Raw genomic sequence first — 22,233 nt, 5'->3', positions numbered from 1 at the left:
GACTGGCACGGTGACTGCACTTCCTCCGTTGAAGAGTTGTATCACCATCTTTCCTGCCTGGAGCGATATAACAATGAATAGATCCTCTGATGGTTTCTATCCGGCCCTCGAAGAAACGAGCACGCTCTCTGGCGTGTCCTGGGGCGCGATCTTCGCGGGAGCCGCTGCGGCGGCAGCGTTGTCGCTGATTCTCGTGCTGCTCGGCTTTGGCCTGGGTTTTTCGGCGGTGTCGCCGTGGGCCAATGAAGGGGTCAGCGCCAAGGGCCTGGGTATTTCAACGATTGTCTGGTTGGCGGCTACGCAAATCGTGGCTTCCGGACTGGGCGGTTACATCGCCGGTCGTTTGCGGGTGAAGTGGGCGTACATGCACGGTGATGAAGTTTACTTCCGTGACACTGCCCACGGCTTTCTGGCCTGGTGCGTGGCAACGCTGGTGACGGCGACGCTGGTGGTCGGCTCGGTCAGCAGCATCGTCAGCGGTGGCGTGCAGGCCGGGGCGAGTGTGGTCGGTGGCGCCGCGAGTGCCGCGACTCAAGCCGCCGGTACGGCTGTCGGCAACACTGACAGTGACCCGTACGGTTACTTCGTCGACAGCCTGTTCCGCGATGATCGTCCGGCGGCGGTCAGTGATGACGCCGTTCGCGGCACCGTGACGCGCATCTTCGTGCGCAGTCTGAGCAACGGCGGTCAACTGGCTGCCGAAGACCGCATCTACCTGGCGCAACTGGTCGCCCAGCGGACCAACCTCACTCAAGCGGACACGGAACGTCGCGTCGATGAAGTGTATGCCCGCACGCAAAAAGCCGTGGCCGACGCCAAACTCGCTGCCCAACAAGCCGCCGACACCGCCGCCAAAGTCGCTGCCTGGACTTCGCTGTGGATGTTCATTGCGCTGCTGATCGGTGCGTTTTGCGCCAGCCTCGCTGCAACCTTTGGCGGCCGTCGTCGGGATGCCGTGGTGTATCTGGAATCCGACGCTTACGTGACCACCACTTCACTGCCTGTTCGCTAACCCAGGAGAACTACCATGCGCTCACTACTGCTGTTCTTTCTCGGCGTACCGATCCCGATCATCATCCTGATCGCCCTGTTCATGCACTGATTTACGCTGGGGCACAGGCCTGTGCCGCTTCTGCCTTGGGTGGAAGCGGCGTTTTTGTGTGATCGGAGTGGCAGCCAACTTGGTGTTGAATGTGACTGCCTCTTCGCGAGCAAGCCCGCTCCCACAGTTGATCTCTAGTGTTTGGAGATTTTGCATCCACCGCAGGACAACTGTGGGAGCGGGCTTGCTCGCGAAGGGGCCAGAGCCAGATCAGACACAACAAATCCATCTACTCAATCGGCGTACTGACAAAATCCTCAAGCCCTTCGGCATATGCGGTAAACGCATTGATCTGTGGAAACCGATTCTCATCCACCTGATCCGGCACTACCAGACGGGTGAAACTCCACGCCACCGCCAACGTAATCCCGTCTTGAGCAATCGTCCCGTCAGTCTTCAGCGGCTGCATTTCCAGCTCCCGCTCCAGCGCCGAATAGGCGGCCGCCAATTGCCCTTCGACCCGCTCCACCCACGGTTCAAACTGAATCTCCGCTGGTCGCAGGTTGCGTTCGTAGTAGAGCTGCACGGACTTTTCGCACGCCGCCAACGCCAGGCCGATCAGGCGCAACGAGCGCAAGCGCTGCTTCAGGTCACTGGGCATCAGGCTGTTGGCGGGACCGGCCAAGGCTTCGAGGTAGTCGAGGATCAGCGTCGAGTCGATCAACACCTCGCCGTCGTCGAGCACCAGGGTGGGCGCCTTGACCACCGGGTTGATCTGCTGGAATTGCTCGAAATGCCGAAACACCGAAACCGACTGGTGTTCCAGTGGGATGCCAAGGCGTTTGGCAGAGATGGCGACGCGCCGCACGTACGGTGAATCCAGCATGCCGATCAGCTTCATTGAACCGCTCCTTCAGATGTCCATTTCGGGATGGACAACCTTAGTTTAGCTTCAGCGAGCTGCAAACGGCGTGGCGCTAATCCTCGAAGCCGACCTGTTCGTGAATCTCATCGACCTTCAATTCCAGCCGATAGGCCACGGCGATAAACAGCGCCTGGCACAGGCACAGCGTTGCACTCAACGAACGGAAGGCAAACGAACTGCCTTCGTTGACCAGCAGCACGGTGTTGGCGCGCTTGGCCAGGGGCGAGAGGTTGCTGTCGGTGATGATCAGGGTTTTGGCCTGATGGTGCTGGGCAATGCGCAGACAGTGCTGGGTTTCCTTGCCGTAGGGCGTGAAGCTGATGGCGATCACCAGGTCATTGGCGCGCACGCTGCGCATCTGCTCGCGGTAGCTGCCGCCGAGCCCCGAAACCAGATGGATGCGCTTGTTGGTGTGTTGCAGGTTGTAGACCAGGTAGTCGGCCACCGCGAATGAACGGCGCACCCCGACCACGTAGATGTTGTCGGCATTCACCACCAGGTCGACGGCCTTGTCGAAAGCCTGATCATCGAGTTCCAGCCCCAGGCGTTCGATGCCTGACAGGGTCGCGTCGATGCACTCGCGCGCCAGGTCGCCGCCGCTGGCCTTCTGCGACTTGTTGGCGATCATGCTGCGAATGCGCTGCTGGTAGTTCTGCACCGGCGTGGTCTTGTGGGTATAGGCCTCGCGGAACAGTGCCTGCATTTCGCTAAAGCCGCTGAAGCCGAAACGCTGGGAAAAACGCACGATCGCCGACGGGTGCACTTCGCACTCACGGGCGATGTCGCTGATGCGGTCGACCATGATCCGGTCGCTCTGCTGGCTCATGTAACTGGCGATGCGTTTGAGCTGGCGCGGCAGGCTTTCGTATTCGTTGGTGATCAGCTGCAGCAGACGCTCGGCGTTGATCGGGGGGCTGGCGAGATCGCTGTCGGGCGTGCTCTCGGTCGTCGCCGGCTGATCGGTGCGGGTCATAAGGAATCCTTCTGGCTTGTTCTTATAGGGACGACAGAGAGCGTCATCCCCTGACAATAGGTTGGCTGTGCGCAGTCTACAGGGTAGGCCGGAATAAAATCTTGAGCGTGCGGTCAGTACGACGTGTGCTGAAACGATGCACTGCCTCTGGAACGCCTGTAGCAAAGTTTATTGGAAAAAATATTCCACGTAAAAAATATTTAGAATAATTATTGATTGTTCGGTCCCGGACGTTTTAGTCTGCATCCCACCAAGAGTGTTCGGCGCGGCATCGCCCCGAACGCAGGCTGATAAAAATAACAGGAGCCAGCATGGGCCAGACTCGTTTTGCCAGTGGGCGTCAATTGGATCTGATTTGCCTGGGGCGCCTAGGCGTCGACCTCTATGCGCAGCAAGTCGGCGCGCGGCTGGAGGATGTGAGCAGCTTCGCCAAATACCTCGGCGGGTCGTCTGCCAACATCGCTTTTGGCACCGCTCGACTGGGCCTTAAATCGGCGATGCTGAGCCGGGTAGGGGACGACCACATGGGCCGCTTCCTGGTTGAATCCCTGACCCGCGAAGGCTGCGATGTCAGCGGTATCAAGATCGATCCGGAGCGCCTGACCGCCATGGTCCTGCTGGGCCTCAAGGATCGCGAAACCTTTCCTTTGGTCTTCTACCGCGAAAACTGCGCCGACATGGCGCTGCGGGCCGAAGACATCAGCGAAGCCTTTATCGCTTCCAGCAAAGCCTTGCTGATCACCGGCACGCATTTCTCCACAGACGGCGTCTACAAGGCGAGCATCCAGGCGCTGGATTACGCCGAGAAGCACAACGTCAAACGGGTGCTGGACATCGACTATCGCCCGGTACTCTGGGGCCTGGCCGGCAAGGCCGACGGCGAAACCCGTTTCGTCGCCGACCAGAACGTCAGCCAGCATGTGCAGAAAATCCTTCCGCGTTTCGACCTGATCGTCGGCACGGAAGAAGAGTTTTTAATTGCCGGCGGCTCCGAGGATTTGCTCACCGCGCTGCGTAATGTGCGGCGCCTGAGTGCGGCGACCTTGGTGGTCAAGCTCGGTCCGCAAGGTTGCACGGTGATTCACGGCGTCATTCCTGAGCGTCTCGAGGACGGCGCCATTTATCCCGGCGTTCGGGTGGAAGTGTTGAATGTGCTGGGGGCTGGCGATGCCTTCATGTCGGGCTTCCTCGCCGGTTGGCTGGAAGACGCGAGCGACGAGCGCTGCTGCCAGTTGGCCAATGCCTGTGGCGGTCTGGTGGTGTCGCGCCATGCCTGCGCGCCGGCCATGCCGACCCGCGCCGAACTCGCCTATCTGTTTAACAGCCCGGTGCCGATTACCCGGCCGGATCAAGACGCGGTGTTGCAGCGTCTGCATCAGGTCAGCGTGCCGCGCAAACAGTGGAAGCAACTGTTCATTTTTGCTTTCGACCATCGCGGGCAACTGGTGGAACTGGCGCACAAGGGCGGTCGCGACCTGAGCGCCATCGGCGAACTCAAGCAACTGTTTATCAAGGCTGTGGAGCGGGTCGAAGCCGATTTGCGCGAGCAGGGCATCGAGGCCGATGTCGGGCTGCTGGCTGATCAACGCTTCGGCCAGGACTCGCTGAACGCCGCCACCGGCCGTGGCTGGTGGGTGGCGCGTCCGGTGGAAGTGCAGGGTTCGCGGCCATTGGCCTTCGAGCATGGGCGCTCCATCGGCAGCAACCTGATCGCCTGGCCGCAGGAACAAATCATCAAGTGCCTGGTGCAATTCCACCCCGACGACGAGCCGTTGCTGCGACTGGAACAGGAAGCGCAGATCAAGGGTTTGTACCAGGCCTCCCAGGTCAGCGGTCATGAGCTGCTACTGGAAATCATCCCGCCCAAGGATCATCCGTCGACCCATCCGGACGTGCTGTATCGCGCGCTCAAACGCCTCTACAACCTGGGCATTTACCCGGCGTGGTGGAAGATCGAAGCGCAGAGCGCCGAGGAGTGGAAACAACTCGACGAGCTGATTCAGGAACGTGATCCGTACTGCCGAGGCGTGGTGTTGCTGGGGCTGAATGCACCGGCAGCGGCATTGGCCGAAGGGTTTCAACAGGCCAGCCAGAGCCAGACGTGCCGCGGGTTTGCAGTCGGCCGGACGATTTTCCAGGAGCCGAGCCGCGCGTGGATGGCCGGTGAAATCGACGATGAAACGTTGATCCGCCAGGTGCAGGGCACGTTCGTTGAACTGATCGATGCCTGGCGCACGGCCCGGTCTTGATGGACTGACGCATTTCAAATGTGGGAGCGGGCTTGCTCGCGAAGAGGCCGGCACATTCAACATTTTTGTTGCCTGACACACCGCTTTCGCGAGCAAGCCCGCTCCCACAAGGGATCTGCGTCGTTCTTACTGGTTATGTAAAACAATAAAAGGTGCAGCCATGCCCGCTATTCGAATTGGCATCAACCCGATCTCCTGGAGCAACGACGACCTGCCGTCACTCGGTGGCGAGACGCCGCTGAGCACCGCCCTGAGCGAAGGCAAGGAAATCGGCTACGAAGGTTTTGAACTCAACGGCAAATTCCCCAAGGACGCCAAGGGTGTCGGCGATGTACTGCGCCCTTACGACCTGGCGCTGGTGTCCGGCTGGTATTCCAGCCGTCTGGCCCGTCGCTCGGTGGCCGAAGAAATCGACGCCATCGGCAGCCATGTCGAGCTGTTGGCCAAAAACGGCGCCAAGGTGCTGGTGTATGGCGAAGTCGCCGACTCCATTCAAGGTCAGCGCATTCCTCTGGTGGAACGCCCGCGATTCCACACCGAACACGCCTGGCAGGAATACGCCGACAAGCTCACCGAACTGGCGCGCTTCACCTTGTCCCAAGGCGTGCGCCTGGCCTACCACCATCACATGGGCGCCTACGTCGAATCCCCGGCGGACATCGACAAACTGATGGCGTTGACCGGCAGTGAAGTCGGTTTGCTGTTCGATTCGGGCCATTGCTACATGGGTGGCGGCGAACCGTTGCAGGTGCTGCGCAAACACATCGAACGCATCTGTCACGTGCATTTCAAGGACGTGCGCAAACCGGTGGTGCAACTGGCCCGCAACAATCTGTGGAGCTTCCCGGACTGCATCATCAACGGCACCTTCACCGTGCCCGGCGATGGCGATATCGATTTCGGCGCCTTGCTCGACGTGCTGCTGGCGGCCGGTTACCACGGCTGGCTGGTGGTCGAAGCGGAACAGGATCCGGCGGTGGCGCCCAGTTATGTCTACGCCAAAAAAGGCTACGACACCTTGCGTGCGCTGCTCGACGAGAGGATTGCATTATGAGCCTGCTGGTCAAAAGCAACGCCCGTGGCCGGACCATGGTCGAGCTGGGCAAAGGTGAGCTGGAATACGTCGGCTTCGCCGCTTATCGCTTGAGCCTGGGCGAGACCTTGCCGGTGTCGGCCGGTGATAAAGAGCTGTGCCTGGTGCTGCTCAGCGGCCGGGTCAGCATCAAGGGTGAAGCGCCGGGGCAGGGCGCGTTCGACTGGGACAACATCGGTGATCGTCAGTCGGTGTTCGAAGACAAATCACCCTTCGCCGCGTACTTGCCTCCCGGCAGTCAGGCGCAAGTGGTCGCGCTCAGCGATGTGCAAATCGCCGTGTGCGCCGCGCCCGGTTCTACCACCAACGGCCTCGGCCCACGGCTGATCAAACCCGACAGCATGAAGCGCAGCGTACGCGGCAAAGGCGCCAACACCCGTTATGTCTGCGACATTCTGCCGGACACCGAGCCGGCCCATTCGCTGTTGGTGGTGGAAGTGCGCACGCCGTCGGGTCACTCATCGAGCTACCCGCCGCACAAGCACGACACCGACGATTTGCCGCACCAGAGTTTTCTCGAAGAAACCTATTACCACCAGATCAACCCGCCCCAGGGCTTCGTGTTCCAGCGGGTGTACACCGACGATCGCAGCATCGATCAGGCCATGGCCGTGGAAAACAGTGACCTCGTGGTTGTGCCCAAAGGCTATCACCCGGTCAGCGTGCCGTACGGCTACGAGTCGTACTACCTGAACGTGATGGCCGGACCCAAGCGCGTCTGGCAGTTCCATAACGATCCGCAGCACAGCTGGCTGCTTGATCTCTGAACTAAAAGCCTGAATCCCAACCTCTGCACGGAGAACACGATCAATGAGCAACGCCCCGATCATCGGCCATTACATCCACGGTCAAGTGCAAGACAGCAGCAGCGAACGGTTCAGCAACGTCTTCAACCCGGCCACCGGCAGCGTCCAGGCGCGCGTCGGGCTGGCCAGCCAGAAGACCGTCGACGAAGCCGTCGCCTCGGCCTTGAAAGCCTTTCCGGCCTGGTCCGAACAATCGTCCCTGCGCCGTTCGCGGGTGATGTTCAAGTTCAAGGAATTACTCGACCAACATCACGATGAACTGGCCGAAATCATCAGCCGCGAACACGGCAAGGTGTTTTCGGACGCCAAGGGCGAAGTCACCCGGGGCATCGAAATCGTCGAGTACGCCTGCGGTGCGCCGAACCTGCTGAAAACCGAGTTCAGCGACAACATCGGTGGCGGTATCGATAACTGGAACCTGCGTCAGCCACTGGGCGTGTGTGCCGGCGTCACACCGTTCAACTTCCCGGTGATGGTGCCGCTGTGGATGATCCCGCTCGCGCTGATCACCGGTAACTGCTTCATCCTCAAACCGTCCGAGCGCGACCCGTCCGCCAGTGTGCTGATGGCCCGTCTGTTGAGCGAAGCCGGTTTGCCGGACGGTGTGTTCAACGTGGTTCAGGGCGACAAGACCGCCGTCGACGCGTTGTTGCAACACCCGGACATCGAGGCGATTTCCTTTGTCGGCTCGACGCCGATTGCCGAGTACATCCACCAGCAAGCCACCTCCCGCGGCAAGCGCGTGCAGGCGCTGGGCGGGGCGAAGAATCACATGATCGTCATGCCTGATGCGGATCTGGATCAAGCGGCGGATGCCCTGATCGGTGCGGCTTACGGCTCGGCCGGCGAGCGCTGCATGGCGATTTCGATTGCCGTGGCGGTGGGCGATGTCGGCGACCAGCTGATTGCCAAACTGTTGCCGCGTATCGATCAGCTCAAGGTCGGCAACGGTCTGAAGGGCGACAGCGACATGGGGCCGTTGGTGACAGCCGAACACAAGGCCAAAGTCGAAGGTTTCATCGACGAAGGCGTGGCGCAGGGCGCGCAGCTGATTGTCGATGGCCGCAATTTCAAGGTGCCGGGCGCCGAGAACGGTTTCTTCGTCGGCGCGACGCTGTTCGATAACGTCACGACTGAGATGAGCATCTACCAACAGGAAATTTTCGGCCCGGTACTGGGCATCGTTCGGGTGCCGGACTTCGCCAGCGCCGTGGCGTTGATCAACGCCCACGAGTTCGGCAACGGCGTGTCCTGTTTCACCCGCGACGGCGGCATCGCCCGGGCCTTCGCCCGCACGATCAAGGTCGGCATGGTCGGCATCAACGTGCCGATTCCGGTGCCCATGGCCTGGCACTCATTCGGCGGCTGGAAACGCTCGCTGTTCGGCGATCACCACGCTTACGGCGAAGAAGGCATCCGCTTCTACAGCCGCTACAAAAGCGTGATGCAACGCTGGCCCGACAGCATCGCCAAGGGCCCTGAATTCAGCATGCCGACGGCCAACTGATTCACCTGTGCGGAGAACAACAACAATGAGCAAACCCCTGCGTTTCGCCCTGAACCGTATGGTCGCCCCACGTTTGTCCCTGCCCGCGTTCATCGAGTTGGCGGTGACCCTCAAGGCCGACGCCATCGAAATTCGCAACGACCTTAAAGGCGTCGAGATCGAAGACGGCACCGCACCCGAGCGCGTCCGGGAGTTGTGTGCCGCCAAAGGCATTACGGTGCTGTCGATCAACGCGCTGTATCCGTTTGATGTGTGGAATGACGAGCGCCGCGCACAGGCCTTGAAGCTGGCCGCTTATGCCCGTGATTGCGGCGCTCAAGGGTTGGTCATGTGTCCACTCAACGACCGTGCCGACACGCGTAATGAGGCCGCACGCGCTTCGGGTCTGCGCACGGCGTTGACTGAGCTGGCGCCGATCCTGCGCGAACACGGCATTCTCGGTTTCATCGAACCGCTGGGTTTCGAAGAGTGCTCGCTGCGCCGCAAGCGCACGGCGGTGGACGCAATCAAGGCCATCGGCGGGCTGGATGTGTTCCGTCTGGTTCATGACACCTTTCACCATCACCTGGCCAGCGAGCATGAATTCTTTCCCGAACTGACTGGGTTGGTGCACATCTCCGGTGTCGAAGATGCCGAGGCACCGTTGGCGACCATTCGCGACGGCCATCGGGTGCTGGTGGGCGAGGGCGACATCCTTGGTAACGCGGCGCAGATCGACACCTTGCTCAGCAGCGGTTACAGCGGCTACCTGTCGTTCGAACCGTTTGCCGACAGCGTCCATGGCCTGGCGGATATCCAGCAGGCGATCGGCGCGAGCATGGACCACCTGCAAAAATCTCAAGGCTAATGGAGATCCCTTGTGGGAGCGGGCTTGCTCGCGAAAGCGGCGGCACATCCAACATTGATGTCGCCTGACGCACAGCCTTCGCGAGCAAGCCCGCTCCCACAATGATCAGTATTCACAGCACATACCGGATTTAGCTTCAAAGGAAGGTGCAAGCATGACTACGACACGACTGACCATGGCCCAGGCCCTGGTGAAATTCCTCGATAACCAGTACATCGAGGTCGATGGGGTTCAAAGCAAATTCGTCGCCGGGATCTTTACCATTTTCGGCCACGGCAACGTGTTGGGCCTGGGCCAGGCCCTGGAACAGGACAGTGGCGACCTGATCGTCCATCAGGGTCGCAACGAGCAAGGCATGGCCCACGCGGCCATCGGTTTCGCCAAGCAACACCTGCGGCGCAAGATCTACGCCTGCTCTTCATCGGTAGGGCCGGGCGCGGCGAACATGCTGACCGCCGCCGCGACGGCGACCGCCAACCGCATTCCCTTGCTGCTGTTGCCCGGCGATGTCTATGCCTGCCGCCAGCCGGACCCGGTGCTGCAACAGATCGAGCAGTTCCACGACCTGAGCATCAGCACCAACGACGCGTTCAAGGCCGTGAGCAAATACTGGGACCGCATCAACCGTCCCGAGCAACTCATGACGGCGGCGATCCACGCCATGCGCGTGCTCACCGACCCTGCCGAAACCGGCGCGGTGACCCTGGCCTTGCCACAAGATGTGCAAGCCGAGGCCTACGACTACCCCGATTATTTCCTGCAAAAACGCGTGCACCGCATCGAACGTCGTCCGGCGACTGAAGCGATGCTCGGTGATGCGCTGGCGCTGTTCAAAGGCAAGCGCAAGCCGCTGATCATTTGCGGTGGCGGTGTCAGATACTCTGGCGCCAATGCCGCCTTGCAGGCGTTTGCCGAGCATTTCGATATTCCCTTCGCCGAAACCCAGGCCGGCAAGAGTGCGGTGGTGTCCAGTCACCCGCTGAACGTTGGCGGGATTGGCGAAACCGGTTGCCTGGCGGCGAATCTGTTGGCCCGGGATGCGGATCTGATCATCGGTGTCGGCACCCGCTACAGCGATTTCACCACCGCGTCGAAATCCCTGTTCCAGCATCCGGAGGTGCAATTTCTCAACCTCAATATCAGCCCGTGCGATGCCCTGAAGCTCGACGGCGTGCAACTGCTGGCGGATGCCAAAGTCGGCTTGCAAGCCTTGGCTGAAGCCTTGGGCGATTACCGTTCTGCATGGGGCGATCAACCGCGTCAGGCCAAGGCGCAACTGGACGAGGAAGTCGGCCGTCTCAATCAGGTCGAATACCAGAGCAAAGACTTCATCCCGGAAATCAACGACCACATGGACCCGGCGGTGCTGCGCGAATTCATCGAGCTGACCGGTTCCTGCCTGACCCAGAGCCGGGTGCTCGGTGTGCTCAACGAAACCCTCGCCGATGACGCCGTGATCGTCGCCGCCGCCGGCAGCCTGCCCGGCGACTTGCAGCGCAGCTGGCGCAGCAAGGGGGTGAACACCTATCACGTCGAGTACGGCTATTCCTGCATGGGTTACGAGGTCAACGCCGCACTCGGCGTGAAACTCGCCGAGCCGGATCGCGAGGTCTATGCGCTGGTCGGCGACGGCTCTTACATGATGCTGCACTCGGAGCTGGCGACCTCGATTCAGGAGCGACGCAAGATCAACGTGGTGTTGCTGGACAACATGACGTTCGGTTGCATCAACAACCTGCAGATGGGCAACGGCATGGACAGCTTCGGCACCGAATTCCGGTTCCGCAACCCGGAAACCGGCAAGCTCGACGGTGGTTTCGTGCCGGTGGATTTCGCCATGAGCGCGGCGGCCTATGGCTGCAAGACCTACAAAGTGAACACGGTTGAGGAACTGCAAGCCGCATTGGCCGATGCGCGCTTGCAGACGGTGTCGACGCTGATCGACATCAAGGTTCTGCCCAAAACCATGATTCACGGCTACCTGTCGTGGTGGCGGGTCGGCGTGGCGCAAGTCTCCACCAGCGCCCGCACCGATGCGGTGGCCAAGACCCTGAATGAACGACTGGCCAAGGCCCGTCAGTACTGATTGCTCTACAAAAATTCCAACAGGAGAACAGACATGTCTTTGAAGCTTGGCGTCATCGGCACCGGGGCCATCGGCCAGGACCACATTCGTCGTTGCAGCCAGACCTTGCTCAACAGCCAGGTCGTTGCGGTGACCGACATCAACTTGCAGCAAGCGGCGAAGGTCGTTTCCGACTTGAAGCTGACCGCCGAGGTCTATCCCGACGGCCACGCGCTGATCCAGGCGCCGGAAGTCGAAGCGATCCTCGTTACCTCCTGGGGCCCGAGCCACGAAGCGTTCGTGCTGGCGGCGATTGCGGCGGGTAAGCCGGTGTTCTGCGAGAAGCCGCTGGCGGTCACCGCTGAAGGCTGTCGCAAAATCGTCGAAGCCGAAGTGGCCTATGGCAAACGCTTGGTGCAAGTCGGGTTCATGCGTCCGTATGACGAAGGCTATCGGGCACTCAAAGCCGTGATTGACAGCGGTCAGATTGGTGAGCCATTGATGTTGCATTGCGCGCACCGCAACCCGACCGTGGGGGAAAACTACAAGACCGACATGGCGATCACCGACACGCTGATCCATGAACTGGATGTGCTGCGCTGGTTGCTCGACGATGATTACGTTTCGGTGCAAGTGGTGTTCCCGCGCAAAAGCAGCAAGGCCCTCGCGCATTTGAAAGACCCGCAAATCGTACTGCTGGAAACCGCCAAGGGCACGCGCATCGACGTGGAAGTGTTCGTTAATTGCCAATACGGCTACGACATCCAGTGCGAAGTGGTGGGGGAGACCGGCATCGCCAAACTGCCGGAGCCGTCGCAGGTTCAATTGCGCAGCGGGGCGAAGTTGTCCAACGCGATTTTGATGGACTGGAAGGATCGGTTTATTGCCGCGTACGACGTCGAGTTGCAAGCGTTCATCGATGGCGTGCGGGCCGGGCAGGTCGGTGGCCCGTCGGCGTGGGATGGCTTTGCCGCTGCCGTCGCAGCAGATGCGTGCATCGAGGCACAGAACAGCGGCCAGATCGTCAAAGTTGCTCTGCCTGACCGCCCACACTTCTACGGCTAACCCGATCCCCTGTAGGAGCAAAGCTTGCTCGCGATAAACGATAACGCGGTGTGTCAGAGCTGGCGCCATCGCGGGCAAGCCATGCTCCTACAGGGGGCGGTGTCGATTTCTGATCAGGAGAACAATATGCGTATCGGACTTGTCGGTTACGGCCATGGCGGCCGGTTTTTCCATGCTCCGCTGATCAGCAGTTTGCCGGCGGCGACGTTCGTGGGTGTGGTCACCCGTTCACCGGAACGTCGACAGTTGCTGGCGGCCGAGCACCCAGGGGTGCCAGCGTTCGACAGCATCGGCCAACTGGTGGAGGCCGGGATCGATGTGCTGGTGGTGTCCACCCCGCTCAAGGGGCGTCCGGCATTGGTGCTCGATGGTATCGAACACGGGGTGGCGGTGGTCAGCGACAAACCGTTCGCCGCCGATGCGCAGCAAGCTCAAACCCTGATTACCATGGCCGAGCGCCAGGGTGTGCAGCTCAGCGTCTACCAGAACCGTCGCTGGGATTCGGACTTCCTGACCGTGCGCAAACTCATCGAATCCGGTGCATTGGGCCAGGTCACCCGTTTCGAATCGCGGATCGAGCGTTACTCACCGCAGGCGGTGAACAACGGCAGTGGCGGTGGTTTCCTGCGCGACTTGGGTAGCCATCTGGTGGATCAGGCGTTGCTGTTGTTCGGCCCGGTGACAAGGGTCTACGCCGAGCTGGATTACCTGGAAAAAGGCCAGGTTTTCGATAACGGCTTCTTTATGTCCCTGACCCATGCCAGTGGCGTCACCTCACACCTGGGCGGCAGCTGCCTGCAAAACACCCCCGGCCCGCGCTTTCGGGTGACCGGCAGCCAAGGCTGTTACAGCGTCGATGGCCTGGACGGGCAAGAAGCATCGGCGCTCGCCGGGCTCTCGCCGAAATCCGAAGGTGAACGCTGGGGCGTTGAAGAGCATCGCCGCTGGGGCTGGTTCGAACAGGGCGAAGTGCGCGAGCGGGTGCCCTCCGAGCGCGGTTGCTGGAATCAGTTCTATTTACAGCTACAAGCCGCGTTGCAGAGCGGTGGCCCACTGCCTGTGGATGCCCGTGATGCACTGGCGACCACCCGCGTTCTAGACGCTGCGCGACTGAGCGCCGAGCGGCATCAAGTGGTGGAATTGAGCCCGTTCAAGAGCCATGGAATAAAATCAGAATAAAATTCTAAAATGAGTTGATATAGAAATTATATTCTAATAGAGTCATTTCCAGCGACCTGCCTCGCCACCTGTTTCAACCCTTTTCCCGCTTGCCTGCTTATTGAAATCGTCACGCCTCATCCATAAAACCAACAAGAATGTGGAGAAAGACTTTTCATGAAGACCAAGATCCGCTTCGCCTCGCTTGCCTTGTCCCTGATGTTCGCCAGTGGCGCGGCGCTCGCCGATATGAAGATCGGCGTCAGCATGTCCCAATTCGATGACACCTGGCTGACCTACCTGCGCGAATCCATGGACAAGAAAGCCAAGTCATATCCCGAGGGCGTGCAGCTGCAATTCGAAGACGCCCGCAGCGACGTGGTCAAGCAGTTGAGCCAGGTCGAAAGCTTCATCAGCCAGAAGGTCGATGCCATCGTGGTCAACCCGGTGGATACCGCCGCCACCAAGAAAATCACCGAAGCCGCCGTCAAGGCCGGCATCCCGCTGGTCTACGTCAACCGCCGCCCCGATGACCTGAAGCTGCCCAAAGGCGTGGTCACTGTCGCCTCCAACGATCTGGAGGCCGGTGAAATGCAGATGCAGTACCTGGCCGACAAAATGGGCGGCAAGGGCGACATCGTGATTCTGCTGGGCGACCTCGCGAACAACTCCACCACCAACCGCACCAAGGGCGTCAAAGACGTTCTGACCAAATACCCGAACATCAAGATCGAGCAAGAGCAGACCGGTATCTGGTTGCGGGACAAGGGCATGACCCTGGTCAACGACTGGCTGACCCAAGGCCGCAAGTTTGACGCGGTCATCGCCAACAACGACGAAATGGCCATTGGTGCTGCGATGGCCCTGCAACAGGCCGGCGTCGAGAAAGGCAGTGTGCTGATCGCCGGTGTCGACGGAACGCCGGACGGTCTGAACGCGATCAAGAAAGGCAACATGGCCGTCTCGGTGTTCCAGGACGCCAAGGGGCAGGCGGACGGTTCGATCGACACCGCTGTGAAAATGGCCAAAAACGAGCCGGTTGAACAGGCCGTGTGGGTGCCATACCGCTTGATCACCCCGCAAAACGTCGACACGTTCAAATAGCCCGTGCGTTCAATAACAACAATAAACACGCAAGGTTGCGACCGCGACCTTGCTGATGGAGTACCTGATCATGTTCGCTTCAGCGACTGCTTCGAGCACCCCGTTGGTGGGTATCCAGCCAGCTGCAACACTTGTCGATGAGCCGTACCTGCTGGAGATCATCAACGTCAGCAAGGGATTTCCCGGTGTGGTGGCCTTGTCCGATGTGCAGCTTCGGGTACGCCCCGGTTCCGTACTGGCCCTGATGGGCGAAAACGGCGCGGGCAAATCCACCCTGATGAAAATCATTGCCGGCATCTATCAGCCGGACGCCGGTGAACTGCGCCTGCGGGGCAAACCGGTGGTCTTCGAAACGCCATTGGCTGCGCTCCAGGCCGGAATCGCGATGATCCACCAGGAACTCAACCTGATGCCGCACATGAGCATCGCCGAGAACATCTGGATCGGCCGTGAGCAGCTCAACGGTTTCCACATGATCGACCACCGTGAAATGCATCGCTGCACGGCGAAACTGCTGGAACGCCTGCGGATCAACCTCGATCCTGAAGAGCTGGTCGGCAACCTGAGCATCGCCGAACGGCAGATGGTCGAGATCGCCAAAGCCGTGTCCTATGATTCCGACATCCTGATCATGGATGAACCGACCTCGGCCATCACCGACAAGGAAGTCGCGCATCTGTTCTCGATCATTGCCGACCTCAAGAGTCAGGGCAAAGGGATCATCTACATCACCCACAAAATGAACGAAGTGTTCAGCATCGCCGATGAAGTGGCGGTGTTCCGTGACGGCGCCTACATCGGCCTGCAGCGGGCCGACAGCATGGACGGCGACAGCCTGATTTCGATGATGGTCGGCCGCGAGCTGAGCCAGTTGTTTCCGGTGCGTGAAAAGCCGATCGGCGATCTGCTGCTGTCGGTTCGCGATCTGAAACTGGACGGCATTTTCAAGGATGTGTCTTTCGATCTGCATGCCGGCGAGATCCTCGGCATCGCCGGGTTGATGGGCTCGGGGCGGACCAACGTGGCCGAAGCGATTTTCGGCATCACCCCGAGTGACGGTGGCGAGATGCGTCTCGACGGCGAAGTGGTGCGCATCAGCGATCCGCACATGGCGATCGAGAAGGGCTTCGCGTTACTGACCGAAGACCGCAAGCTCAGCGGCCTGTTTCCGTGCCTGTCGGTGCTGGAGAACATGGAAATGGCGGTGTTGCCACATTACGCCGGCCACGGTTTCATCCAGCAAAAAGCCCTGCGCGCCTTGTGCGAGGACATGTGCAAGAAGCTGCGGGTCAAAACCCCGTCGCTGGAGCAGTGCATCGACACCTTGTCCGGCGGTAATCAGCAGAAAGCCTTGCTGGCGCGCTGGCTGATGACCAATCCACGGGTCCTGATTCTCGACGAGCCGACCCGCGGTATCGACGTCGGCGCCAAGGCCGAGATCTACCGGCTCATTTCCTACCTGGCCAGCGAAGGCATGGCGGTGATCATGATTTCCTCGGAACTGCCGGAAGTGCTCGGCATGAGCGACCGGGTGATGGTCATGCACGAGGGCGACCTGATGGGCACCCTCGACCGTAGCGAAGCGACCCAGGAACGAGTGATGCAATTGGCCTCGGGCATGTCCGCGGTTCACTAAATCAAGGGTGGACGCAATTTAGGGGTGAGTAGGAATTCTGTGGTGAGCAGAGATTCTGTGGTGAGGGGATAAATCCCCTCACCACAGCAGCGCCCTAGCCACAGGGTATGTATTCGATGCCGGATTTTTTTTAGAAGGGTGAGTGTTTATGAACGCGATACTGGAAAACAAGCCAGCAACCGCACCGGTCAAGAGTCGCCGGCGCTTTCCGACCGAGTTGAGTATTTTTCTGGTGCTGATTGGCATCGGCCTGGTTTTCGAAGTGTTTGGCTGGATCGTGCGCGACCAGAGTTTCCTGATGAACTCCCAGCGTCTGGTGCTAATGATTCTGCAGGTGTCGATCATCGGCCTGCTGGCGATCGGCGTGACCCAGGTCATCATCACCACGGGTATTGACCTGTCTTCCGGCTCGGTGCTGGCGCTGTCGGCGATGATCGCTGCCAGCCTGGCCCAGACGTCGGACTTCGCCCGGGCGGTGTTCCCGTCGCTGACTGACTTGCCAGTGTGGATTCCGGTGATTGCCGGGCTCGGGGTAGGGCTGCTGGCTGGGGCGATCAATGGCAGCATCATTGCCATCACCGGCATCCCGCCGTTCATTGCCACCCTCGGCATGATGGTTTCGGCCCGTGGCCTTGCGCGTTACTACACCGAAGGCCAACCGGTGAGCATGCTCTCGGATTCCTACACGGCGATCGGACACGGCGCGATGCCGGTGATCATTTTCCTGGTGGTCGCGGTGATCTTTCACATCGCCCTGCGTTACACCAAGTACGGCAAGTACACCTACGCCATCGGCGGCAACATGCAGGCGGCGCGTACCTCGGGGATCAACGTCAAGCGGCATCTGGTGATCGTCTACAGCATCGCCGGGTTGCTGGCAGGCCTGGCGGGTGTGGTGGCGTCGGCACGGGCCGCGACCGGGCAGGCCGGGATGGGCATGTCTTATGAGCTGGACGCGATTGCCGCGGCAGTGATCGGCGGCACCAGCCTGGCCGGCGGAGTAGGGCGCATCACCGGCACGGTCATCGGCGCACTGATCCTCGGGGTCATGGCCAGCGGTTTCACCTTCGTCGGCGTCGATGCCTACATTCAGGACATCATCAAAGGCCTGATCATCGTGGTGGCAGTGGTCATCGATCAGTACCGCAACAAGCGCAAACTCAAGCGCTGAGCCTCAGATCAAGCAGCCAATGCGCCACGCCTGACCCGCGTGGCGTAACCATTTGTCTTCTATATACAGCCGCTCGATTGAATTTCTTGCTATAAACGCACTCCGATAACCACCGCAAAGACTGCCATAGAGCACTTTCAGGGCTTTGTCGGACGAATTCGCTGTCTTTTCAGTTGCTGAGGCCTCAAGTCGGCCTTAGACTGCCGCCCCTCGTAAATTGAGTGCCGGGTGGCGCTTGGAATTAAACGGCGCCGTTCCGATGGCCGACCCAGGTCCGCCGGAACGCTCCCTAATTCGCCTTAATGCACGTTTTTTTATAGAGATATCAATGACAAAGGACAAGTTGCTGGCCATGCCGGCGGATGACTACATGAATGCCGAGCAACATGCTTTTTTCTCTGAGCTGTTGCAGAACATGAAAGTCGAAACCCATGAGCGCATCGAACAGAACCGCATCGCCATCGAAAGCCTGGACACCCCGGCCGACCCGGCTGACGCTGCTTCTGTTGAAGAAGAGCGCACCTGGCTGGTGAACGCGATCGATCGCGACCAGCGCATGCTGCCTCAGTTGGAACAGGCTCTGGAACGCATCAAGGAAGACAGCTTTGGCTGGTGCGACGACAGCGGCGAGGCCATTGGCCTGAAGCGCCTGCTGATCAGCCCGACCACCAAGTACTGCATCGAAGCTCAAGAGCGTCACGAACAGATCGACAAGCACCAGCGTCAGGCCTGATTTCGTAACGCCCCGCATCGCGGGCAAGCCTCACTCCTGTCAGGAGCAAGGCTTGCCCGCGATGCTTTTTTTCGTCTGCGAAAAACCCGCGTGCTTCTATTGATCTGCTGCAATACCCACTACTAATGGACCATAGATAATGGCCTTGTAGTGGCGTTTAATGCCGATACAACAATTAGAATTATGGGTGGGGTGACGAAGATGACGCGTGACGGATCTCTGGTTGCAGCAGCGTCTGCACCCGTGCTTTTGCCGAAAAACCTTTGGCTGACGCCGACCCTGCAAAGCATCGCCCTGATGCTCTTGTTGTGCGGCATGACGCTGGGCGGCTGGTCGCTTTACCTTGGCCTGCCATTGGCGGTGCTGGTGATCTGGCTACCTCGCTTACGCTCGCGCGCCATCCCTGAGGCAACGCCCATCGACAGTGCCAGCGCGATTGCCGAGCTGACTCGCGATCTTTCCTACACCACCAGTCATAACGCGTTGTCTGCCGCCGGTGTGGCCTTTTCGGTCAAGCAACTGGCCGACAAACTGCAGTCGCAGCTCGGTGCCGCGGCGCAGATTGTCAGCAACGCCGAAGTGATGATCGCGACCGAACAAGCCACCTCGACACTCAGCCGGGAAGCGCTCAGTGCGGCCAGTGAGGCTCATCGGAGCAGCGCGGCGGGACGTACGGAGCTGATCGAGTCCATCGCCCGTATGCATCAACTCAGTCAGCGCGCCAGTAACAGCCGTGAACTGATCGAAGCCCTGAGCCTGCGCAGTGATGATATCCAACGGGTCACCCTGGTGATCCAGTCCATCGCCAGCCAGACCAATCTGCTGGCATTGAACGCGGCTATCGAGGCGGCGCGGGCCGGTGAGCACGGTCGCGGATTTGCGGTGGTGGCCGATGAGGTTCGCGGTCTGGCCGCGCGCACGGCGACGGCCACCGGCGAAGTCGGGGAAATGGTTGCTGATATTCAGCACCGTACCGCGCAAGTGGTGGAGCAGATCCGTCAACTGTCCAGCGACCTCGACACCGGTGTCGAGCAGGTCGAGCACACCGGTCAGCACTTGGAGAACATTGCGCGTCTGGCTGCCGGCGTCGAAAGCCAGGTCGGGGAAATCGCCAGGGGCGCCGACACCAACCGCGAACAACTCGATAGCCTGTTTCACGCCATCGAACAGATGCGCAGCGATCTGGCGATCAGTGATCAACAGACCCAACGCCTGGCCCAAGCCGCCGTGCAAATGGAAGGTCAGGCCGAAACCATCAGCGAACGCCTCGCCGAAGTCGGGCTGGATGACTATCACCAGCGGATTTATGACCTCGCCCGTGAAGGCGCGAGTCAGATCGCGGCGCGTTTCGAAGCGGATATCGATGAGGGCCGCGTCAGCCTCGATGACCTGTTTGACCGCAATTACCAAACCATTCCCGGCACCAGCCCCGCCAAGTACCAGACCCGCTTCGATCGCTACGCCGATCAGGTCTTGCCGGCGATCCAGGAGCCCTTGTTGCCGCGTCATGAAGGCCTGGTGTTCGCCATCGCTTGTACGCAGCAGGGCTATGTGCCGACCCACAACAAGGTCTTCAGCCAACCCCTGACCGGTGATGCGCAGGTCGATACCTTGCAGAACCGCACCAAACGCAAATTCGCCGATCGCACCGGGATTCGCTGTGGCAGCCATCAACAGGCCGTACTGCTGCAAACCTATACCCGCGACACTGGTGAACTGATGCACGACCTTTCGGTGCCCATCATGCTCAAGGGCCGGCATTGGGGTGGCTTGCGGTTGGGTTACAAACCCGAAAATCCTCGCTAGACGCGCGATGCCGGCTTTTGTGGCGAGGGGATTTATCCCCGTTGGGTCGCGAAGCGGCCCCAAAACATGGGCCTGCTACGCAGTCCAACGGGGATAAATCCCCTCGCCACAGGTTTTTCGTTGACTCAAGATATGTGGGCTAGTGGATCTGATGCATACGCAGGTTCAGGTCGTCGACTACCCGCGCCCAATCCGCGTCTTCACGCAATTGTTCTTTCAGGAAGCCGGCTTGTTGCGGGGTCCAGAACTCGGCATCGATGAGTTTCTTGTCATCGGCCAGGGGTGAATGGCTGGCAATGAAATCGTCGATGGCCTTCTCGCTGGAGTCCAGGCCGAGTTGGTCGAACAAACCTTTCAAGTCGTGTGTCGGTGAATCCATCTTCATCTCCCTGAGAGTATTCAGTCGCATCAGGTGCGCAATCGGCAGTGCAACGTCATTGCATCTGAGGGAACCGCGCGCCAAGAGTTCGATAGGGGTTTAGCAGCTTTCTGCGGATTCGCCACAATGATGGCACTAGGCTATTGCCTGTCGGGGTTCCAACGATTACGATGCCGTCGCGTTTTTGGCGTCACTGAGCCGCCATTCAAAGAGTTCGAACAAGGATGTAGGCGACACTCGGTCCCCCAGGTTTCCCGCCGTTCAGTGTTGAATTGCCCCTCCCTTGCACGATTTTCTTTCGAGCCGACGCATCCCCGATCCCGCATGAAAAGGATGTATGCAGTGAAGCGTCTTGTTTATCTGATGGCCATCGCGCTAGGTCTGTCGTTGACTGGTTGTGTGTCTTTCACCCCGCTGGGTCCCATCGGCGAACCCTTGAGCCCCGCGCCATCCACCCTTGATCGCAGTGCCGAGATCAGCGACGTGGTGATTTCCGCCCCCGAGCTGGACGATAAGGTGCGTGTCGCCGGTAGCCGGCAGTTGACCGAGCAGATCAGCGCTTATGTCGACAAAAGTGATTACTTCAAGCGAATCGTGGTGTTCCCGGCCAAGGCCGGTGAGGACGATGTGGTGCTCAAGTTCAACCTGACCTCGCTGGCAGGTAAACGCACCATGCATCCGGCTTATATTCCCGGTGCGCTGGTGACCTTGACCCTCTGGATTTGGGTTGACGGTCCGATTTACGTCGACAAGTACGACCTCGCGGGCGAACTGATCATTGAAGACCGTCAGGGTAAGCAACTGGCCAGGTCGGTCGAGCAGGTCAAGCTCGACAAGAATGTCGGTCTGTGGAACGCCGATTATCTCAATCCCCGCCTGGGCGGTGCTCAGTTGCGCGAATTGATCGCTCAATTGCTGGCCGGTGCCACCCCTCAACTGCGTACACCGTCAAAGGAACTGGCAGCACATGAATAAATACCTTTTGGTTTTGCTGGCGTTGCTCAGCAGCAGCCTGACTGGCTGCATTTCCTACTCTCAGCATGACTTGGCACCGGTGGATCAGTGGCCACCGGCCCAGGCCAGGCAAGACAAGCCCAGTGCTTATCTGCACGTGACCACTCAGCAGCAGTTCAACGGCGAACTGTCGGGTGGCGTGGGCAATGCGGCGCTGGTGGAAAAGAACATGCTGGAAACCTTCAAGGAATCCGGACAGTTCAAAAACGTGACCACGGACAAAGTCGACTCAAACCTGTACGTCACGAGTACCTTGACCAATAACGAGCAAGGAAATATCGCCAGTGCCTGGCTGACGGGGTTCACGTTGTTCGTGATCCCGACTACATTCAGCAATACCTTCACGCTGGAAACGGTGTTCAAGGATCAGGAAGGCAAGGTGCTGGGTAAAGTCGTCAAACAGGAGAGCACTCGCACCTGGTTGCAGATCCTGCTGATTGTCGGGTTGCCGTTCAATGAACGAGGGGACGTGTTGCTCAAGCATCTGACCCAAAGCACGCTGGATGAAGCGGTCAAGCGCAAGCTGATCTGATCATTTGTCGACATGAAGGCGTGCAATCTGTGCAAGGTTGGCACGCCGCAGACACCTCTCGGGCCGGGGTGTCGATCCTGTCAGCGAGACAGGCTCTGGTCTGTTACCGCCCGCTGACGGTCATGAAA

Annotated in this window: 19 protein-coding genes; 16 read left to right on the top strand and 3 right to left on the bottom strand. The window is 59.8% G+C overall.

The genetic code is table 11. From position 1 onward, the window contains the following. Nucleotides 1-73: 73 nt before the first annotated feature. The gene (locus tag KGB03_RS02655; protein ID WP_223526261.1) at nucleotides 74-1,012 is read left to right on the top strand and encodes a hypothetical protein; all 939 of its coding nucleotides are present in this window, start codon (nucleotides 74-76) and stop codon (nucleotides 1,010-1,012) included. A 319-nt stretch (nucleotides 1,013-1,331) separates the two neighbouring features. On the opposite strand, the gene KGB03_RS02650 is transcribed toward KGB03_RS02655, so the two are convergent. Next, complete coding sequence (locus KGB03_RS02650) at nucleotides 1,332-1,943, bottom strand: glutathione S-transferase N-terminal domain-containing protein (RefSeq protein ID WP_223526260.1); 612 nt, start codon at nucleotides 1,941-1,943, stop codon at nucleotides 1,332-1,334. A 76-nt stretch (nucleotides 1,944-2,019) separates the two neighbouring features. After that, the gene (locus KGB03_RS02645; RefSeq protein ID WP_046049576.1) at nucleotides 2,020-2,940 is read right to left on the bottom strand and encodes a MurR/RpiR family transcriptional regulator; all 921 of its coding nucleotides are present in this window, start codon (nucleotides 2,938-2,940) and stop codon (nucleotides 2,020-2,022) included. A gap of 311 nt (nucleotides 2,941-3,251) precedes the next feature. Between KGB03_RS02645 and KGB03_RS02640 the strand changes: the two genes are divergently transcribed. The 13 genes from KGB03_RS02640 to KGB03_RS02580 all read left to right on the top strand — a co-directional run bounded on the left by KGB03_RS02640 (nucleotide 3,252) and on the right by KGB03_RS02580 (nucleotide 20,180). After that, on the top strand, nucleotides 3,252-5,189 hold the full coding sequence (locus KGB03_RS02640; RefSeq protein ID WP_218538726.1) for a bifunctional 5-dehydro-2-deoxygluconokinase/5-dehydro-2-deoxyphosphogluconate aldolase: 1,938 nt from the start codon (nucleotides 3,252-3,254) through the stop codon (nucleotides 5,187-5,189). Nucleotides 5,190-5,349: 160 nt separating this feature from the next. Further along, on the top strand, nucleotides 5,350-6,243 hold the full coding sequence (gene iolE / locus KGB03_RS02635) for a myo-inosose-2 dehydratase (protein WP_192407745.1): 894 nt from the start codon (nucleotides 5,350-5,352) through the stop codon (nucleotides 6,241-6,243). Then, nucleotides 6,240-7,049 (top strand): 5-deoxy-glucuronate isomerase, encoded by an 810-nt coding sequence (gene iolB / locus KGB03_RS02630; RefSeq protein WP_218538727.1) that lies wholly within the window; start codon nucleotides 6,240-6,242, stop codon nucleotides 7,047-7,049. The genes iolE and iolB overlap by 4 nt, the downstream gene beginning before the upstream one ends. 43 nt (nucleotides 7,050-7,092) lie before the next feature. Then, entirely contained in the window at nucleotides 7,093-8,595 is a 1,503-nt protein-coding gene (locus tag KGB03_RS02625) for a CoA-acylating methylmalonate-semialdehyde dehydrogenase (RefSeq protein ID WP_134104047.1), read from the top strand. Between the two features lie 25 nt (nucleotides 8,596-8,620). After that, nucleotides 8,621-9,442 carry a TIM barrel protein gene (locus KGB03_RS02620; RefSeq protein ID WP_223526257.1) on the top strand — a complete coding sequence of 274 codons (822 nt, stop codon included), beginning with the start codon at nucleotides 8,621-8,623 and terminating at the stop codon, nucleotides 9,440-9,442. A 154-nt stretch (nucleotides 9,443-9,596) separates the two neighbouring features. Continuing rightward, nucleotides 9,597-11,528, top strand: a complete 1,932-nt coding sequence (iolD, locus tag KGB03_RS02615; RefSeq protein ID WP_223526255.1) for a 3D-(3,5/4)-trihydroxycyclohexane-1,2-dione acylhydrolase (decyclizing) — start codon at nucleotides 9,597-9,599, stop codon at nucleotides 11,526-11,528. 33 nt (nucleotides 11,529-11,561) lie between these two features. After that, entirely contained in the window at nucleotides 11,562-12,572 is a 1,011-nt protein-coding gene (locus KGB03_RS02610) for a Gfo/Idh/MocA family protein (RefSeq protein ID WP_223526249.1), read from the top strand. 126 nt (nucleotides 12,573-12,698) lie between these two features. Then, nucleotides 12,699-13,751 carry a Gfo/Idh/MocA family protein gene (locus tag KGB03_RS02605; RefSeq protein WP_223526247.1) on the top strand — a complete coding sequence of 351 codons (1,053 nt, stop codon included), beginning with the start codon at nucleotides 12,699-12,701 and terminating at the stop codon, nucleotides 13,749-13,751. A gap of 156 nt (nucleotides 13,752-13,907) precedes the next feature. After that, entirely contained in the window at nucleotides 13,908-14,834 is a 927-nt protein-coding gene (locus tag KGB03_RS02600; RefSeq protein WP_111452115.1) for a sugar ABC transporter substrate-binding protein, read from the top strand. Between the two features lie 70 nt (nucleotides 14,835-14,904). Next, nucleotides 14,905-16,470: a sugar ABC transporter ATP-binding protein gene (locus KGB03_RS02595; RefSeq protein ID WP_218538732.1), complete on the top strand. Its 1,566-nt coding sequence runs from the start codon at nucleotides 14,905-14,907 to the stop codon at nucleotides 16,468-16,470. Between the two features lie 148 nt (nucleotides 16,471-16,618). Continuing rightward, on the top strand, nucleotides 16,619-17,641 hold the full coding sequence (locus KGB03_RS02590) for an ABC transporter permease (RefSeq protein ID WP_008153855.1): 1,023 nt from the start codon (nucleotides 16,619-16,621) through the stop codon (nucleotides 17,639-17,641). 328 nt (nucleotides 17,642-17,969) lie between these two features. Then, complete coding sequence (locus KGB03_RS02585; protein WP_007907888.1) at nucleotides 17,970-18,374, top strand: TraR/DksA family transcriptional regulator; 405 nt, start codon at nucleotides 17,970-17,972, stop codon at nucleotides 18,372-18,374. A 201-nt stretch (nucleotides 18,375-18,575) separates the two neighbouring features. After that, complete coding sequence (locus tag KGB03_RS02580; RefSeq protein WP_192407760.1) at nucleotides 18,576-20,180, top strand: methyl-accepting chemotaxis protein; 1,605 nt, start codon at nucleotides 18,576-18,578, stop codon at nucleotides 20,178-20,180. 139 nt (nucleotides 20,181-20,319) lie between these two features. On the opposite strand, the gene KGB03_RS02575 is transcribed toward KGB03_RS02580, so the two are convergent. Continuing rightward, complete coding sequence (locus tag KGB03_RS02575) at nucleotides 20,320-20,559, bottom strand: DUF2789 domain-containing protein (protein ID WP_033057641.1); 240 nt, start codon at nucleotides 20,557-20,559, stop codon at nucleotides 20,320-20,322. A 342-nt stretch (nucleotides 20,560-20,901) separates the two neighbouring features. Here KGB03_RS02575 and KGB03_RS02570 point away from each other — a divergent pair, with 342 nt between their 5' ends. After that, entirely contained in the window at nucleotides 20,902-21,534 is a 633-nt protein-coding gene (locus KGB03_RS02570; protein WP_218538734.1) for a hypothetical protein, read from the top strand. Continuing rightward, nucleotides 21,527-22,105, top strand: coding sequence for a hypothetical protein (locus KGB03_RS02565; RefSeq protein WP_218538735.1), 579 nt, complete (start codon nucleotides 21,527-21,529; stop codon nucleotides 22,103-22,105). The genes KGB03_RS02570 and KGB03_RS02565 overlap by 8 nt, the downstream gene beginning before the upstream one ends. Nucleotides 22,106-22,233 lie beyond the last annotated feature (128 nt).

The sequence above is a fragment of the Pseudomonas sp. BF-B-26 genome, from assembly GCF_019956495.1.
GTDB lineage: Bacteria > Pseudomonadota > Gammaproteobacteria > Pseudomonadales > Pseudomonadaceae > Aquipseudomonas.
The sequence above is the reverse complement of the archived record's forward strand: the minus strand, read 5'-3'. Positions and strand labels throughout refer to the sequence as shown.

Coding starts and splice junctions, on each gene's coding strand:
- KGB03_RS02565 (WP_218538735.1), top strand. CDS start 21,527: ATGAATAAATACCTTTTGGTTTTGCTGGCGTTGCTCAGCAGCAGCCTG.
- KGB03_RS02590 (WP_008153855.1), top strand. CDS start 16,619: ATGAACGCGATACTGGAAAACAAGCCAGCAACCGCACCGGTCAAGAGT.
- KGB03_RS02580 (WP_192407760.1), top strand. CDS start 18,576: ATGACGCGTGACGGATCTCTGGTTGCAGCAGCGTCTGCACCCGTGCTT.
- KGB03_RS02600 (WP_111452115.1), top strand. CDS start 13,908: ATGAAGACCAAGATCCGCTTCGCCTCGCTTGCCTTGTCCCTGATGTTC.
- KGB03_RS02620 (WP_223526257.1), top strand. CDS start 8,621: ATGAGCAAACCCCTGCGTTTCGCCCTGAACCGTATGGTCGCCCCACGT.
- KGB03_RS02610 (WP_223526249.1), top strand. CDS start 11,562: ATGTCTTTGAAGCTTGGCGTCATCGGCACCGGGGCCATCGGCCAGGAC.
- KGB03_RS02640 (WP_218538726.1), top strand. CDS start 3,252: ATGGGCCAGACTCGTTTTGCCAGTGGGCGTCAATTGGATCTGATTTGC.
- KGB03_RS02655 (WP_223526261.1), top strand. CDS start 74: ATGAATAGATCCTCTGATGGTTTCTATCCGGCCCTCGAAGAAACGAGC.
- iolD (WP_223526255.1), top strand. CDS start 9,597: ATGACTACGACACGACTGACCATGGCCCAGGCCCTGGTGAAATTCCTC.
- iolB (WP_218538727.1), top strand. CDS start 6,240: ATGAGCCTGCTGGTCAAAAGCAACGCCCGTGGCCGGACCATGGTCGAG.
- KGB03_RS02625 (WP_134104047.1), top strand. CDS start 7,093: ATGAGCAACGCCCCGATCATCGGCCATTACATCCACGGTCAAGTGCAA.
- KGB03_RS02645 (WP_046049576.1), bottom strand. CDS start 2,940: ATGACCCGCACCGATCAGCCGGCGACGACCGAGAGCACGCCCGACAGC.
- KGB03_RS02595 (WP_218538732.1), top strand. CDS start 14,905: ATGTTCGCTTCAGCGACTGCTTCGAGCACCCCGTTGGTGGGTATCCAG.
- KGB03_RS02575 (WP_033057641.1), bottom strand. CDS start 20,559: ATGGATTCACCGACACACGACTTGAAAGGTTTGTTCGACCAACTCGGC.
- KGB03_RS02585 (WP_007907888.1), top strand. CDS start 17,970: ATGACAAAGGACAAGTTGCTGGCCATGCCGGCGGATGACTACATGAAT.
- iolE (WP_192407745.1), top strand. CDS start 5,350: ATGCCCGCTATTCGAATTGGCATCAACCCGATCTCCTGGAGCAACGAC.
- KGB03_RS02605 (WP_223526247.1), top strand. CDS start 12,699: ATGCGTATCGGACTTGTCGGTTACGGCCATGGCGGCCGGTTTTTCCAT.
- KGB03_RS02650 (WP_223526260.1), bottom strand. CDS start 1,943: ATGAAGCTGATCGGCATGCTGGATTCACCGTACGTGCGGCGCGTCGCC.